This is a genomic window from Pseudomonas sp. GW821-FHT09H03 (assembly GCF_059415945.1).
The window spans coordinates 38,621-54,560 of the sequence record NZ_JBWKOF010000020.1 but is presented as its reverse complement, the minus strand read 5'-3'; the positions used below and the strand labels follow the sequence as shown (position 1 = coordinate 54,560).

Sequence of the window (15,940 nt, the reverse complement as noted above, 5' to 3'; positions counted from 1 at the left end):
ATGTTTTGGTTACTGGCGATCCTCGCCTACCTGCTCGGCTCTCTGTCCTTCGCCATTTTGCTCAGCCGCCTGACCGGTAATCCGGATCCGCGAATGAGTGGCTCAGGCAATGCCGGCGCCACCAACATGCTGCGTCTGGCCGGCAAGAAACTGGCCATCCTGACCTTGCTCGGCGACCTTTGCAAAGGCTTGCTGCCGGTACTGATTGCAAGCCTTGCAGGGCTTTCGCTGCAGGAGCAGGCCTGGATTGGCGTCTGCGCCGTCATCGGCCATTTGTACCCAATATACTTTTGCTTTCGGGGCGGCAAGGGTGTCGCCACCGCCGCCGGCATGTTGCTGGGCCTCTATCCGCCCGCCGCCCTGCTGGCTGTCTGCGCCTGGCTGCTGACGTTCTACCTGACCCGCACCAGCTCACTGGCCGCGCTCATTGCCACGCCGCTGACCCTGCCGTTGCTGGCCTGGCAAGAACCGGCGGCCCTGCTGCCCATGAGCGCACTGACCGGACTGATCGTCTGGCGCCATCGCGGCAATCTACGCGACCTGTTTGCCGGGCGCGAACGGCATTTTTAGCGGCCGCACATGAGCGGCGCTCCTCACAGTGCCGACAACTGCTCCATTGGCCAACGTGCCTGCACGCTGATCGCCAGGCTCTCCTGCTGACCGGCCTGCAGACGCTGGCAGCCGGCAAACGCAATCATCGCGCCATTGTCAGTACAAAACTGCGGTCGCGCATAAAAAACGTCACCTTTCATGTCTCCGAGCATCTTCTCAAGAGAAGAGCGCAGCGCCTTGTTTGCACTGACGCCCCCGGCAATCACCAGACGCTTCATGCCTGCCGCTTTCAGGGCACGCTTGCACTTGATGGTCAAAGTCTCCACCACGGCTTGCTGGAACGCCAGCGAGATGTCGCAACGAGCTTGTTCGCTGTCGTCCCCGGCGCTCACGCACTGCTGCCAGGTGTTCAGCGCGAAGGTTTTCAGGCCGCTGAAGCTGAAATCGAGGCCCGGGCGGTCGCACATCGGCCGCGGAAAGACGAAGCGCCCCGCAACACCCTGTTCTGCCAGGCGAGCGATTTCCGGGCCACCTGGATAATGGAGGCCCATCATCTTCGCGGTCTTGTCGAATGCTTCACCGGCGGCATCGTCCAGCGTCTCACCCAGAAGGGTGTATTGACCGATTCCATCGACCTGCACCAGCTGAGTGTGACCACCGGAGACCAACAAAGCGACGAACGGAAATTGCGGCGGTTGCGACTCCAGCATCGGTGCCAGCAAATGACCTTCCATGTGGTGCACGCCAAGGGCCGGAATACCCCAGGCGAAGGCCAGCGCCTGCGCGCAGGAAGCTCCCACCAGCAAGGCACCGACCAGGCCAGGACCCGCGGTGTAGGCGATCGCGTCAATCTCTGTCGGCACGCAGTCAGCCTCGGCCAACACCTGACGAATCAAGGGCAGCATGCGTTTGACGTGATCACGCGAAGCCAGCTCCGGCACCACGCCGCCATAGGCGCGATGCAGGTCGATCTGACTGAACAGCGCATCGGCCAGCAGGCCGCGCTCACTGTCGTAAAGTGCGACGCCGGTTTCGTCGCAGGAGGTTTCTAATCCCAGTACTAGCATGGGTTTGCGCCTTGTTTAGGCTGAATTCGAAGGCGCGCATAATAGTCGTCGCGTGATGCCCCGACCAGCGGTTTTCGATCAGAGGCTTTGCATTCCGAGCGATGAGGGGTTAACATCCGCAACCCTTAAAAACCGACGTCTTCAAGTGCACTTTTGCCGCGAGGATGTTGACCCCGGTAATGAATGAAGGTAGCTCTGGATGCCAGCCGTCAAAGTAAAAGAGAACGAACCCTTCGACGTAGCTCTGCGTCGTTTCAAGCGCTCCTGCGAAAAAGCCGGTGTACTGGCTGAAGTTCGTAGCCGCGAATTTTACGAGAAGCCAACTTCTGAGCGTAAGCGCAAGGCAGCAGCCGCTGTTAAGCGTCACGCCAAGAAAGTTCAGCGCGAACAGCGCCGCGCCGTTCGTCTGTACTAATACACAGACGATCGTAGCAAGCTTCTGCCAAGCCCGGCTCTCAGCCGGGCTAATGGCATTTGCGTAAAACGCTTGATGCTTCACCGTCGAAGCCGCAGACGCGACCAAGACAAATCTGCTTCACCGCGTCAGACCTGGCTCTTTTGCCAGCGGTGCACGTCTTTTCTGACGAGCCTTTCAAGGCTACTGACGAGCACACCCACTGATTCCTCTCACGACGATCAGCCCAAGGCACCTGCATGCGTGCCGAATGATGAGCTATCCGAGGCCAACGACTGGCCGCAGGCGGACTCAGCGCAACACTTTCACATAGTCGAATACTGATTGGAATTAACGTCAGTGGATTTTCGGCAGATACACTCCCCGACAACGACTTCGCAGACGACAACGGTCGAGCCGCACATCTTGCGCGCCTCTAACAATGACCCGCGTTCGGCTAACCTTCGTTTCGGACCCCTTTGAGCGCAGATGACGAGAACGCCATGGCCGGGCTAATTCCCCAGAGCTTCATTGACGACCTTCTGAACCGCACCGACATCGTCGACGTGGTCAGCTCGCGCCTGCAACTGAAAAAAGCCGGCAAGAACCACACCGCCTGCTGCCCGTTCCACAAAGAGAAAACCCCGTCCTTCAGCGTCAGCCCCGACAAACAGTTCTATTACTGCTTCGGCTGCGGCGCTGGCGGAAACGCCCTCGGCTTCATCATGGACCACGACAACCTGGATTTCGTCCAGGCCGTCGAAGAACTGGCCAAAGCCGCCGGCATGGAAATCCCCCGCGAAGAAAGCGGTCGACCGCACAAACCGCGGCAACCAACTGATTCGCCGCTGTACCCGTTGCTCAGCGCTGCCGCGGACTTCTACCGGCAAGCCCTGAAAAGCCACCCATCGCGCAAAGCCGCAGTGGATTACCTCAAAGGCCGCGGGCTGACCGGCGAAATCGCCCGGGATTTCGGCCTCGGCTTCGCTCCGCCGGGCTGGGATAACCTGTTCAAGCATTTGAGCAGCGATACCCTGCAACAAAAAGCCATGATCGACGCCGGCCTGCTGATCGAAAACGCCGAAACCGGCAAACGCTATGATCGCTTCCGCGATCGCGTCATGTTTCCGATCCGCGACAGCCGCGGGCGCATCATCGCCTTTGGTGGCCGGGTACTGGGCGATGACAAACCGAAATACCTGAACTCACCGGAAACTCCGGTCTTCCATAAAGGCCAGGAACTCTACGGCCTTTATGAAGCGCGCAAGAACAATCGCAACCTCGACGAAATCATCGTCGTCGAAGGCTACATGGACGTTATCGCCCTCGCCCAGCAAGGCCTGCGCAATGCCGTCGCCACCTTGGGCACCGCCACCAGCGAAGAACACCTCAAGCGATTGTTTCGCGTCGTGCCCAGCGTGCTGTTCTGCTTCGACGGTGACCAGGCCGGCCGCAACGCCGCCTGGCGAGCACTGGAAGCGACGCTTTCGAGCCTGCAGGACGGACGTCGCGCACGCTTTCTGTTTCTGCCCGAAGGCGAAGACCCGGACACCCTGGTTCGCTCCGAAGGCACCGACGCCTTCCGCGCACGCATCAATCAGCACGCACAGCCCCTGGCGGACTACTTCTTCCAGCAGCTGACCGAAGAATCGGACCCGCGCTCGCTCGAAGGCAAGGCGCACATGGCGACGCTCGCAGCACCGCTGATCGACAAAGTCCCGGGGGCCAACCTGCGCACACTGATGCGCCAGCGCCTGACGCAAATCACCGGGCTCAGCGGTGAAGCCGTCAGCCAGCTGGCCCAGAGCGCGCCACAAGAAGCGCCGCCCGCCTACGATCCGGGCTTCGATTACGACGCAATGCCGGACTTAAGCGACTACCATCAGCCGCACGCACAGGAAATGTATGTGCCGCAGCAGGAATGGACGCCGAAAAAACCCGGCGCTGGCGGCAAGAAGTGGGAGAAGAAGCCTTGGGACAAGAACGGCAAGCGCGGCGGCGACCGCGATCAACCGAGCGCCCCACGCAAGCCTATTGCTGTCGAGGCACCCACGCTGATTGCGTTACGCACACTGATCCATCACCCGCAATTGGCCGGCAAGGTAGAAACCGCCAACCACTTCGCCAATGAGAGCAATACCTACGCACAGTTGCTGGTTGCCCTTATCGAAGCGGTGCAAAAAAATCCTAAGCTAAACTCTATTCAGCTGATGGCTCGCTGGCACGGCACGGAGCAGGGTCGCTTGCTCAAGGCCCTGGCAGAAAAGGAATGGCTGATTGAGGGCGACAACCTTGAACAACAGTTTTTAGACACCATTACTAGGTTATCAGCGGGTCAACACACCGATAGCCTGGAAGAACTCATCAGGAAAGCGAAGCAGCCAGGGTTGACTGCAGAGGAAGCAAATCAGATCGCAAATCAGATGCGCGACCTATTAAAACGCAATATGGCTGCACCAAACCCGACCTCAACTGGCGCGTGAGGTCATAGCTCAGGTATAATCCTCGGCTTGTTTTTTGCCCGCCAAGACCTTCAGTGGATAGGGTGTTATGTCCGGAAAAGCGCAACAGCAGTCTCGTATCAAAGAGTTGATCACACTTGGTCGTGAGCAGGGCTACCTGACTTACGCGGAGGTCAACGACCACCTGCCGGAGGATATTTCAGATCCGGAACAGGTGGAAGACATCATCCGCATGATCAATGACATGGGGATCAACGTATTCGAGGTTGCGCCAGATAAGGATTCCCTTATGCTGGCCGACGCCGATACCGACGAAGCCGCAGCCGAAGAGGCTGCCGCTGCATTGGCGGCGGTCGAGACCGACATTGGTCGTACTACCGACCCGGTGCGCATGTACATGCGCGAAATGGGTACGGTCGAACTCCTCACGCGTGAAGGCGAAATCGAAATCGCCAAACGTATTGAAGAGGGCATCCGTGAAGTGATGAGCGCAATCGCGCACTTCCCTGGCACGGTTGACCATATTCTCTCCGAGTACACCCGCGTCACCACCGAAGGTGGTCGCCTGTCCGACGTCCTGAGCGGTTATATCGACCCGGACGACGGTATTGCGCCGCCTGCAGCAGAAGTGCCGCCGCCGATCGATGCGAAAGCCGCCAAGGCCGACGACGAGACCGACGACGATGACGCAGAAGCCTCGGATGACGAGGAAGAAGCCGAAAGCGGTCCGGATCCGGTTATCGCTGCACAGCGCTTTGGTGCTGTTGCCGATCAAATGGAAATCACCCGCAAGGCGCTAAAAAAGCACGGTCGCAACAACAAGGCAACCATTGCCGAGCTGTTGGCCCTGGCTGAGCTGTTCATGCCGATCAAGCTGGTGCCGAAGCAATTCGAAGGCTTGGTCGAGCGTGTTCGTAGTGCCTTGGATCGCCTGCGTCAGCAAGAGCGCGCGATCATGCAGCTTTGCGTACGTGATGCACGTATGCCGCGCGCCGATTTCCTGCGCCAGTTCCCGGGCAACGAAGTCGACGAAAGCTGGAGCGACGCCCTGGCCAAAGGCAAAAGCAAATACGCTGAAGCCATTGGCCGTCTGCAGCCGGATATCATCCGTTGCCAGCAGAAGCTGACCGCGCTGGAAACCGAAACCGGTTTGACCATCGCCGAGATCAAGGACATCAACCGTCGCATGTCGATCGGTGAGGCCAAGGCCCGCCGCGCGAAGAAAGAAATGGTTGAAGCGAACTTGCGTCTGGTGATCTCCATCGCCAAGAAGTACACCAACCGTGGCCTGCAATTCCTCGACCTGATCCAGGAAGGCAACATTGGCTTGATGAAAGCGGTAGACAAGTTCGAATACCGCCGCGGCTACAAATTCTCGACCTATGCCACCTGGTGGATCCGTCAGGCGATCACTCGCTCGATTGCCGACCAGGCCCGCACCATCCGTATTCCGGTGCACATGATCGAGACGATCAACAAGCTCAACCGTATTTCCCGCCAGATGTTGCAGGAAATGGGTCGCGAACCGACCCCGGAAGAGCTGGGCGAACGCATGGAAATGCCTGAGGACAAGATCCGCAAGGTATTGAAGATCGCTAAAGAGCCGATCTCCATGGAAACCCCGATCGGTGATGACGAAGACTCCCATCTGGGTGACTTCATCGAAGACTCGACGATGCAGTCGCCAATCGATGTTGCCACTGTTGAGAGCCTTAAAGAGGCGACTCGCGAAGTCCTGTCCGGCCTCACTGCCCGTGAAGCCAAGGTACTGCGCATGCGCTTCGGTATCGACATGAATACCGACCACACTCTCGAAGAGGTTGGTAAACAATTCGACGTGACCCGTGAACGGATTCGTCAGATCGAAGCCAAGGCGCTGCGCAAGCTGCGCCACCCGACGAGAAGCGAGCATCTGCGCTCCTTCCTCGACGAGTGATACCAGAACCCCCGGCCCAGGCCGGGGGTTTTGTTTTGTGCAGATTTATCCCCCAAAGACCTCCCCTTGCACCTTGTAGCCCGTCTACACTCGAAGCATTCCTCCGTGCCATAACGAGACCGTTATGCCCAGACTGCCGACCGTGCTTTTTTTGCTGTCGCTGATGACGTGGACCGCAACGGCTGGCGCGCTGACACTGACTGATGAAGAACGTGGCTGGCTGGCAGCTCATCCGGACTTGCGCCTGGGTGTCGATGCGTCCTGGCCACCCTTTGAATTTCGCGACGATCATGGCCATTACCAGGGGCTCGCCGCGGACTATATCGATGTGATTCGGCAGCGGCTGGCCATCAAGCTCACCCCCGTCGAGCCCGCCAGCTGGACAGTTGTCCTGGACCAGGCCAAACAAGGAAAAATCGACCTGCTGCCAGGCGTCATGTCGACTCCGGAACGCCAGACGTATTTGTCCTTCACCCGCCCCTACCTGGACTTTCCGATTGTTATCCTGGCTCACGCCGGAGGCCCACAGCCACGCAAGCTAAAAGACCTGTACGGGCTGAAAGTCGCCGTGGTGGAGAACTATGCCCCCCACGAACTGCTACGCACCCATAACCCCGACCTCAATCTGGTAGGCATGCCCAACGTCAGCTCGGCATTACAGGCGCTGGCAACCGATGAAGTGGATGCCGTGGTGGGCGACCTGGCCTCCAGCGTCTGGAGCCTGCGCCAACTCAAACTGGACGGGCTATACGTCAGCGGTGAAACACCCTATCGCTATCAGCTGGCCATGGGAGTCCCCCGGGACAGCAAAATTCTGGCCGGTATTCTCGACAAAGTACTGGCCGACATGAGCCCGGATGAAATCAGCTCGATTCAGGAGCATTGGATCGGCAACGTCCTCGATCATCGGACTTTCTGGAACAATCTGCTGGTGTTCGGAATACCCGGACTGTTGCTGCTGTCCATTGTCCTGGCGGTAGTCATCCGCATTAACCGCCGCTTGAGTTCAGAAATCGCCCGCCGTGTCGACCTTGAACAGGAGCTGCGCAGTAGCGAATACCACTACCGCGGCCTGGTAGAGAGCCTGTCAGCCATCGCCTGGGAAGCGAAGATCGACGATTTCACCTACAGCTACGTGTCGCCTCACGCCGAGGATCTTCTCGGCTACCCCCTGTCGCATTGGCTGATTCCGGGCTTCTGGCGCAACATCATCCACCCGGCCGATCTGACCCGCGCCCAGACCTATTGCGATCACGAAGTACTTGCCGGACGCGATCACAGTCTCGATTACCGGGTCATCACCGCCGACGGCCGTTGCATATGGGTGCGCGACATCGTCAGCCTGATCGAACACGGACATGAACCGGTTATGCGCGGGCTGATGATCGACATCACCGAAGCCAAGCGCACCGAAGAAGCCTTGCGTCTGTCGGAGCAGAAGTTTGCCTCGGTGTTCCAGCAATGCCCGGACATTCTGGTGATCGCCCGCCTGTCCGACGGCTGCCTTCTGGAAGTCAACGAGGCGTTCGAAGAACAGATCGGCCTGCGCGCCGAAGACGTCATCGGCCAGACTGCCACCGACCTGAATATCTGGGGCATACCCGGCGTGGGACCGGGCTTGTTGCAGCGTTTACAGGCCGGCAGCATCCGCAACCTGGAGATGCCCTTCCGTCGCAGCAACGGCCAGGTGTTTACCGGCCTGATTTCCGCCGAACCTTTCGACCTCGACACGACTCCCGCATTGGTGGTGGTGGTGCGGGACATCACGCAACTCAAGGAAACCCAGCAGCAACTGCAAACCTCCGAAGAAAAGTTCGCCAAGGCTTTCCACGCTTCCCCCGACGGCTTGCTGCTGTCCCGGCAAAGCGACGGACTGTTGCTGGAGGTCAACGAAGGCTTCAGTCGCATCACCGGGTTCAATAGCGCAATGTCGGTGGATCGCTCGGTGCTGGAACTCGGGATCTGGGTCAACCTCAACGAACGCAAACAGATGCTCGACCTGCTGCACCGGGACGGCTTCGTCCGCGACTTCAGCTGCCATATCCGCCGCAGCGACGGGCAGATCCGTCTCTGTGAGGTATCAAGTCGTCCGCTACCGATTGGCAATGATGACTGCATGCTGACCATCGCCCGGGACATCACCGAGCGCCACCTGATGCAGGAAAAACTGCAACAGGCCGCTACCGTGTTCGAGAGTACCGCCGAAGGCGTATTGATCACCGACACCCAACAACACATCAGCGCGGTCAATCGCGCGTTTACGGAAATTACCGGCTATAGCGAGAGCGAAGCCCTGGGCCACACGCCCCGCCTGCTCGCCTCGGGGCTGCATGACAGCGCGTTTTACGCGGCCATGTGGCATCAACTGACCGCCGAGGGGCACTGGCAAGGCGAGATTTCCAACCGGCGCAAGAATGGCGAGCTATATCCGAGCTGGCTGACCATCAGTGCCGTGCGCAACCGAGACGAGCTCATCACCCACTTCGTCGCGGTATTCGCCGATATCTCCAGCCTCAAACACGCCCAGGCCAAACTCGATTATCAGGCGCACCACGACCCGCTGACCGGCCTGCCAAACCGCACCCTGTTCGAAAGCCGGCTGCTGACCGCGCTCAACACCCAGCAGGAAAACGGTGGCCAAGGCGCGGTGTTGTTCCTCGACCTGGACCGTTTCAAGCACATCAACGACAGCCTCGGCCACCCGGTCGGCGATCTGCTGCTCAAAGGCATTGCCGTGCGCCTCAAGGAACAGCTGCGCGACATCGATACCGTGGCACGCCTGGGTGGCGACGAGTTCATCATCCTGCTGCCCGGCTTGCTGCACCCCGGCGATGCCGACTCCATCGCCAGCAAGCTGCTCAACTGCTTCGGTGCGCCGTTCCAGGCCGGCGAACACGAGTTTTTCATCAGCGCCAGCATAGGCACCAGCCTCTATCCCAGAGATGGCTGCGACGTCGCCACACTGATCAAAAACGCCGACGCAGCGATGTATCGCTCCAAAGCCAAGGGGCGCAACCGCGTTGAAAGCTATACCCGTGACCTCACCGCCCAGGCCAGCGAACGCGTGGCGCTTGAGCACGAACTGCGGCGCGCTATCGAACGCAACGAATTGCACCTGCACTATCAACCGAAGATCAGCCTCGACGGCTACCACCTGGTCGGCGCCGAAGCGCTGATCCGCTGGCGTCACCCGACCTTTGGCGACGTACCGCGGGAACACTTCATTGCGCTCGCCGAAGAAAACGGCATGATCCTGCAGATCGGCGACTGGGTACTCGAAACCGCCTGCCGCCAGATGCACGAATGGAGCCTGAAGTACGAAGGCCTGGGCTCACTGTCGGTAAACCTCGCCGGCGCTCAACTCCGGCAGCCGAACCTGCTGGGCCGGATCGAGCAACTACTCAAGGACAACGGCCTGCGCCCCGAACTTCTGCAACTGGAGATTACCGAAAACTTCATCATGAGCCAGGCCGAAGAGGCACTGGCGGTGTTGCATCAACTCAAGTATCTGGGCGTGCAACTGGCCATCGACGACTTCGGTACCGGTTACTCCTCCCTGAGTTACCTCAAACGCCTGCCGCTGGACTTCCTCAAGATCGACCAGTCGTTCGTCCGCGGCCTGCCGGACGACCCCCACGACGCGGCCATAGTGCGCGCCATCATCGCACTCGGACGCAGCATGCAATTCACCGTGATAGCCGAGGGCGTCGAGACCCAGGCACAGCAGCAATTCCTCGCCAGCGAAGGCTGCGAACAAATCCAGGGCTACATCGTCAGCCCACCCCTTGCACCCGACGAATTCGCCGCGACATTTCTTCGTACAACCCTAACCACTTTTTCGGATGGCACAGCCGCGAAACCATCGCTATAATCCGCGTCCTACTGAGGGCCTATAGCTCAGTTGGTTAGAGCAGAGGACTCATAATCCTTTGGTCCACGGTTCAAGTCCGTGTGGGCCCACCATCTATCTCAAGGGTTTCAGCCGTTTTGGACTTCCCCGAAAGGCTGGCGACACCCCATCCAGCACCCCGTTTGTTTCCAGCGCCCCCAAAAAAATCCCCCGGAGGAGTTAGACCGGGGGATTGAAAAGCCTACGGCTGAATCGCGGAAGAGGACACAACCCAGCCGCGGGCTTTTGCAGCCTCACGCACGCGTGACGTTAGCGTGAGGGTAACCGGGAGTTGATCCCTTCGATTCGTTTGTGGTCAGCGTCGATCCGGGCAAGGGCCGCGGCCCGGCCGGTCAATGCCGCCTTATCCTTCGGCTTCCACTGGCCGGGCGCGTCCATCGGATCGAACTTGTCAGTGATTGCGCGACGGCTGCACAGTTCTTCGACCGCGGCCAAGATCGCCGCTACTCGTTCTTCAATGGACGGTGACGGTTTCATCACGCAACTCCTTTCAAGGCGTTGGGCGGCTGGCGTCTGAGCTGTTCACGTGTGAATGTGGCGCCCCCGGGAGCCGGTAGATAGATCTCAACGGGGTAGCCGCCTCCGATGTGCTCAGGTAAGCCGGTGAGTTACGTTTCGAAAGAGCGCCAAAAACTTATTAAAAATTTTTTAGCCATTGTCGCACTACCAATTGTAGCACTGCTCATTTTAGGGCTGGCAATTTCATGGGTAGTTAGCGGCTTTAGGAAAAAACAAAAAAATTTCTAACCAAGCGCTCATCTCACCGTTGGTGTTGTTCAGCGGCGATGACCGAATCAGGGTCTGCGGGCGAAAGTTCGAATAATTGGGCTTTATGGTAAATCCAGCATGTCCGCGCTTATCGGCGGCCGGTAAATTTTTCAATTAGTGATCTGGTCATGCCCTAACAGACTTTGCCTTTGGATGTGTCGTGTTGGTAATTACGTTATATTTATAGAGATTTGCCGCTTTAGCTACAGATTAATTCAATTCGACCCCGCAAAATGCGGGTCGAATTGAATTGGCTTCTAGGCCGTGTAGGGGAGTTTATTATGGCTCACCAAGTGCAGCTTTAATATTTCTAAGAGACTGGATAGAATCGGAAAATCCTTGGCTAATTGCCTTTTCATGCCAGCGCTTAGCTTTTTTAAGAAAATCAATATCTTGCTCGGAAAAAGTGCCTTTTGAAGTGTCAACTTTTTTTGTGTAGAAGAGCGCCAAGTTAAACTGCGACCCAGGGTCTCCACTTTCTGCTGCGAGTCTTGTAAATAGCTCGATATCACTATTTATTTCCCGCGTTCTATTTTTTTCAGGAACTTGGAGGCCTGCCCCTGACAAGAAAATCTGACAAAGCAAGTTCCCACTTAAAGCCGATTCTTTAATAATTTCTCCAGCCTTCTGCATTCCATGTTCATTTATAATATTCTCAATGTCACTGATTTTTTTAAAGGCCACATCCTTGTTGCGTGAGATTGATTCATTAACCGAGTTTGCTCGATTAGCAATAATGGCGTATCTATTTAAAACCTTCTTGGCATCCCCTATTAGCTCTGGGTCGTCATTGCCAGATGCTATGAATAGCCTTGCGTACTTAACTATTCCATTAAGAGCATTATTCATGCTTGCGTCTGCTATGGGTTTTTGCTGCTTAGCCAGAAGCTCATAAAGGTTCACGCAAGAAGCCATTGCCGAATAAGAATTGTCTTTGAGGCCAGCAGCTATTGCTTTTTCGCAAAACTTGATGCGATCATTCAGAAAATCTACCTTTAACTTAAATTGTTGATTCTTATCTCTGGTTAAATTTTCAGCATCTTTAAAGTAAAGATCAGTAAGCCAGATCATCTGCTTTAGGGATGCAATGTCCCCTCTTAGCGCCTCATTTCTAATGACCATAGTTACGACAGCAACATTCGGACTACTTAGCCAAGCGTCAATGAACGCCTCATCTCCAAGAATTTCTACTGTCTTAGATTTATTTCCATATAAATATCGATACGTTTCTTCGGCGCTTGAAAAGATTTTTGTGTAATCAACTTTTCCTTTGAAATATCCAAACATGAAATTCACCCTATGTGGCTTATTTTTCATTGAGTTGCAAACTGTCCGAAGGGACAGGGCAGAACCAACCATTAGGCAACATACTACGTCACGCTTAAACGCTACAGGATCCATGTCAAGCTTTTCATAATAGTAGGTTATCATTTCGCCATTAGGTAGCTAGACCACAAGTGTAGGGTGGGCTGGGACAATCCGAACATATCGATGCGGGCATCCAATTCTGCTTCTTAAGCGTGGTGGATGTCGTTTTCGTCGCTCATGATTTTTCTTCTCGTGGTGGTCACACGTCCACGTTGGGGTCAGTCGGCCAGAACTGTGAGTCACCCAGCGGCTTGCCGTCGGCCACGGCCTGCTTCAACGCCTTGAGCCATACGTCGTAATCGCCAATCGAGGGCGGGCCGTTGCAAAAGCCAAACATCTTGTAGTGTTTGCCCATGGTCCCTTCCTCGTCGCATTCGATGCCGTTGTCTTCGTTGTCGTCGCTCATCGCTGTTTTCCTCGTTGGTGCCGGCGATCCGGCCGCGGATTGTGTCGGCGTTTCGATCCGGCCGCGGGGGTTGTGATCTATGCGATCTACCGTACACACATCTTGCAACTTAATTAAAAGATCGAATATGTGTTGTATGTATTTACCGTAGAAGATGTGTCTGCGGTAGATCGCATAGATCAGGCTAGCCGCCACCCGCGGCCGGAGTGGTCCCACGCCCCGCGGCCGATATGTTCACGACCTTTGATTTATAAGGTTTATTTTCGGCAATGGCCCGCGCCAGTGCGGCCAACTCCTTCTTCGCCTCAGCGGCCGACACTTCCGGGCGGCGGTATCCGCTCTTGGCCTTGAACGTCACCGGGTCACCCGTTTCGCTAAACCATGCGCGTTGGGTCTCGGGGTACACCACCTGATAACCCAGCTTGTCCAAGTCACGGACCACGTGTTGGCGGCTGGGTTTCTTCATCTCCTCTTGAGGGATGATGCCGGCGCATTTATCAAGGATCTGCTGAACAAAGACCACGCGGGGCAATTCGTCCGCGTCACCCAAAAAGGCCAAGGTGCGCTCCACCGGACCGTCACCACTCATGCCGCCCCTATGTTCAATGATCTGGCACTTGCGGTCCGTGCATTCAGGGCGAACGTGCCCGAGCTTCAGCATGCTTGATTCGCATTTCTCCCCGAAGCGATCGAATCCATGACCTGGTGGTAGGGTCGGACATAACGGCTCGTTCAAACGCTAATGGATCGTTGATCTGGCCCAAATTAAGCTCGCTGAGGTCAATCTCAACTGATGAGGCTTCGATGTTGGAGAGGCGCTCGTACCGCTTTTTTTCTGATCGGGAGAAAACTTTGATTCGAACAAGCCGCTGATGTGTTGCCGGTGGTAAGAATCGCGTGGGATGTGACGTCGCCAAAGTCCACAAATCGTTCGACCCTCTCAGCTGTTGCTTTGGATCACCCACGCGTTGAGATTGCTCTATTCACTCCATCACCTCACTTCGTGTGCGCTGGCCGTGAAGCGTCACACGCTCTCGATACTGATGCCGAAACGGCAATGGATATTGCAAGGCTGCGTGAGTTTTACCCTGAGCGCCGGGAAACCTGATACGTCTTGGTGGTTTTCGTTTGGCGGTATGCCGTCTGTGGCGGCAAGCCCTTACACGTCGCAGCCAGCGTAATCGGCTTCAATGGTCACGCTACGGACGACTTGCCGATCTCTACATAGCAAGACCCAGAAATGCACATCGTTACCCTGAGGATCGCTTCGCGTCACATACCCGAGGCAGGAGCCGTATGCGGTAGTTCCGCACGTACTGACCCGTGCGGGGGGCAGGTAACTGCCATCCCTACCGCGCCCCTTAGAGCGGCGGCGCCATGATTCTGTAATCCGCCCTCACGCTACCGACTTTGATGTCGGTGATGTAAACGGTCTTGCTGGGGATGATCAAGGCCTCGCGATCAAAACCTTCCTTGTCTTTTACCTTCCATGTGGGGTGGTAGATCCCGGTCTTGAAATACGGCGTGTGGGCGCGCATCAGATAGGTGTTGGGGCCTTTGACTTCCCAAACGGCTTTGCCGTCCTTCCAGATTTCCAGGAAACCATCCTCCCCCGAGGACCATTTGACATGCAGCACCCAATCGACCCATTTGCCTTTTTCGACCTTCTCCTCCAAGGTTTTGGTGTCGGTCTGAATATCCGCCGGCGCGCCGAAAGCCCGACTAATTTTCCATGAATCGTTTTTAACTGAGATGGACAACGGCGGGAAATCGCGGCCCACGCGCTCCTTGCCCATTACCGCGTGCCACTGCAGAACGATGTCGTTCCCTGCGTTGGTGTCGAAGACCCAGTCCTTGGAAACCTGCACCCGCGCGGCGTACCACCGGTCCTGAAATCCTTCCTCGCTCGAAAGCGCCAGTTCGGAGCGGAAAGAACCCAGCGCGCGCGGAACCACCGCACGGAACGCCTTGGCGCCCTTGGGCATGCCGGGCGCGGGCACTACCTCCAGCCGGTCCTTCGTTTCAAGCCCCGGGACATGGTGGTTGTTCTGGTCATTAATGGCCAGCCTCCACTTCTTGCTTAGTTTACCGGAACTGAAATCGTCCTCGAACAGGATCACCTGACCCTCGTCGAAAACAGGGCTGCTTTTTTTTCCATACGGGCTGGCCGTCGCGGGCATGGCGTGGGCAAGCACCGCGACGGAGGCTGCGCAGGCAACGATAAGTAGGCGCAAAGAGGGCATGGAGGATGTCCTGGAAAATTTTTGGGAAAGATGCGACGGCGATGAGTCTGATTCAGGCTGAACGTTAGCAATTTCCGCAGTAAGCATCCAGCCAACACGCATCCCGAGCTCGCACATTCGAGACCTACGGCGTCCGCATAGGCGCCTAACGGGCGATTCAGGATGATGGCATTTTGCGCAACCGCTGCCGTCGTTACGAAAGTGATGGTGACGTCCTACAAATTGATCTGCGTCTTCTTCAGAAATTTCCTACATCCATTTATGTAGGGGGGGGGCTTAATTCTCGGTCTTTTAAAAGAGCGATGCCATGCTTGGTCCGACAGTTCCTTTCTTAGGGCTCCCGACCAGGATAGATATTGAAGTATTTCAGGAGTATCCAATGGAGTTGAAGACCATGAAAACTGTAACTGCCAATAACTCGTCCCCCCAATGGCGTGGCCTGAAGCTGGCTGCCTTGGCAATTGGCAGTAGTTTTATTCTGGCCGGTTGTGCCGGCAACCCGCCGACCGAGCAATACGCGGTAACCCAATCAGCTGTCAACGACGCGGTCAGCGCCGGAGGCACCGAGTTTGCGGCAGTGGAGATGAAGTCTGCGCAAGACAAACTCAGACAAGCCGAAATCGCCATGCACGACAAAAAGTATGACGAGGCTCGAACCCTGGCCGAACAGTCCGAGTGGGACGCTCGTGTAGCCGAACATAAGGCTCAGGCGATGAAAGCCCAACAGACATTGCAGGATACTCAGCAAGGTATTCAGGAACTGCGGCAGGAAAGTCAGCGCACCGTGCAGTAAGCGCGCATCCAGCCCCCAGCCCTGAAGTTTTTACCGATTGA

General features: G+C 56.7%; 12 protein-coding genes and 1 tRNA gene. 7 read left to right on the top strand and 6 right to left on the bottom strand.

Annotated elements, in window-relative coordinates; all coding sequences use genetic code 11:
* On the top strand, positions 1–570 hold the full coding sequence (gene plsY, locus AC07OG_RS23530) for a glycerol-3-phosphate 1-O-acyltransferase PlsY (protein ID WP_060541639.1): 570 nt from the start codon (positions 1–3) through the stop codon (positions 568–570).
* Positions 571–593: 23 nt separating this feature from the next.
* Here plsY and tsaD read toward each other — a convergent pair whose 3' ends face one another.
* Positions 594–1,619 carry a tRNA (adenosine(37)-N6)-threonylcarbamoyltransferase complex transferase subunit TsaD gene (gene tsaD / locus AC07OG_RS23525; RefSeq protein WP_495068229.1) on the bottom strand — a complete coding sequence of 342 codons (1,026 nt, stop codon included), beginning with the start codon at positions 1,617–1,619 and terminating at the stop codon, positions 594–596.
* Between the two features lie 199 nt (positions 1,620–1,818).
* On the opposite strand from tsaD, the gene rpsU reads away from it, so the two are divergent.
* The 5 genes from rpsU to AC07OG_RS23500 all read left to right on the top strand — a co-directional run bounded on the left by rpsU (position 1,819) and on the right by AC07OG_RS23500 (position 10,374).
* The gene (gene rpsU / locus AC07OG_RS23520; protein ID WP_002551877.1) at positions 1,819–2,034 is read left to right on the top strand and encodes a 30S ribosomal protein S21; all 216 of its coding nucleotides are present in this window, start codon (positions 1,819–1,821) and stop codon (positions 2,032–2,034) included.
* 482 nt (positions 2,035–2,516) lie between these two features.
* Entirely contained in the window at positions 2,517–4,496 is a 1,980-nt protein-coding gene (gene dnaG / locus AC07OG_RS23515; protein WP_495068228.1) for a DNA primase, read from the top strand.
* 67 nt (positions 4,497–4,563) lie between these two features.
* The gene (gene rpoD / locus AC07OG_RS23510) at positions 4,564–6,411 is read left to right on the top strand and encodes an RNA polymerase sigma factor RpoD (protein ID WP_495068227.1); all 1,848 of its coding nucleotides are present in this window, start codon (positions 4,564–4,566) and stop codon (positions 6,409–6,411) included.
* 124 nt (positions 6,412–6,535) lie between these two features.
* A complete protein-coding gene (locus tag AC07OG_RS23505) occupies positions 6,536–10,282 on the top strand; it encodes an EAL domain-containing protein (RefSeq protein ID WP_495068226.1) in 3,747 nt (1,248 codons plus the stop codon).
* Positions 10,283–10,297: 15 nt separating this feature from the next.
* Positions 10,298–10,374: transfer RNA gene (locus AC07OG_RS23500), tRNA-Ile, on the top strand.
* A gap of 196 nt (positions 10,375–10,570) precedes the next feature.
* On the opposite strand, the gene AC07OG_RS23495 is transcribed toward AC07OG_RS23500, so the two are convergent.
* From AC07OG_RS23495 to AC07OG_RS23475, 5 genes are all read right to left on the bottom strand, one after another.
* Positions 10,571–10,798 (bottom strand): hypothetical protein, encoded by a 228-nt coding sequence (locus AC07OG_RS23495; RefSeq protein ID WP_495068225.1) that lies wholly within the window; start codon positions 10,796–10,798, stop codon positions 10,571–10,573.
* Positions 10,799–11,368: 570 nt separating this feature from the next.
* Positions 11,369–12,376: an SEL1-like repeat protein gene (locus AC07OG_RS23490; RefSeq protein ID WP_495068224.1), complete on the bottom strand. Its 1,008-nt coding sequence runs from the start codon at positions 12,374–12,376 to the stop codon at positions 11,369–11,371.
* Positions 12,377–12,656: 280 nt separating this feature from the next.
* A complete protein-coding gene (locus AC07OG_RS23485; RefSeq protein WP_495068223.1) occupies positions 12,657–12,863 on the bottom strand; it encodes a hypothetical protein in 207 nt (68 codons plus the stop codon).
* 184 nt (positions 12,864–13,047) lie between these two features.
* On the bottom strand, positions 13,048–13,524 hold the full coding sequence (locus tag AC07OG_RS23480) for a hypothetical protein (protein WP_495068222.1): 477 nt from the start codon (positions 13,522–13,524) through the stop codon (positions 13,048–13,050).
* A 700-nt stretch (positions 13,525–14,224) separates the two neighbouring features.
* On the bottom strand, positions 14,225–15,106 hold the full coding sequence (locus AC07OG_RS23475; RefSeq protein ID WP_495068221.1) for a polysaccharide lyase family 20 protein: 882 nt from the start codon (positions 15,104–15,106) through the stop codon (positions 14,225–14,227).
* A gap of 379 nt (positions 15,107–15,485) precedes the next feature.
* On the opposite strand from AC07OG_RS23475, the gene AC07OG_RS23470 reads away from it, so the two are divergent.
* Complete coding sequence (locus AC07OG_RS23470; protein ID WP_495068245.1) at positions 15,486–15,899, top strand: DUF4398 domain-containing protein; 414 nt, start codon at positions 15,486–15,488, stop codon at positions 15,897–15,899.
* Positions 15,900–15,940: the final 41 nt, after the last annotated feature.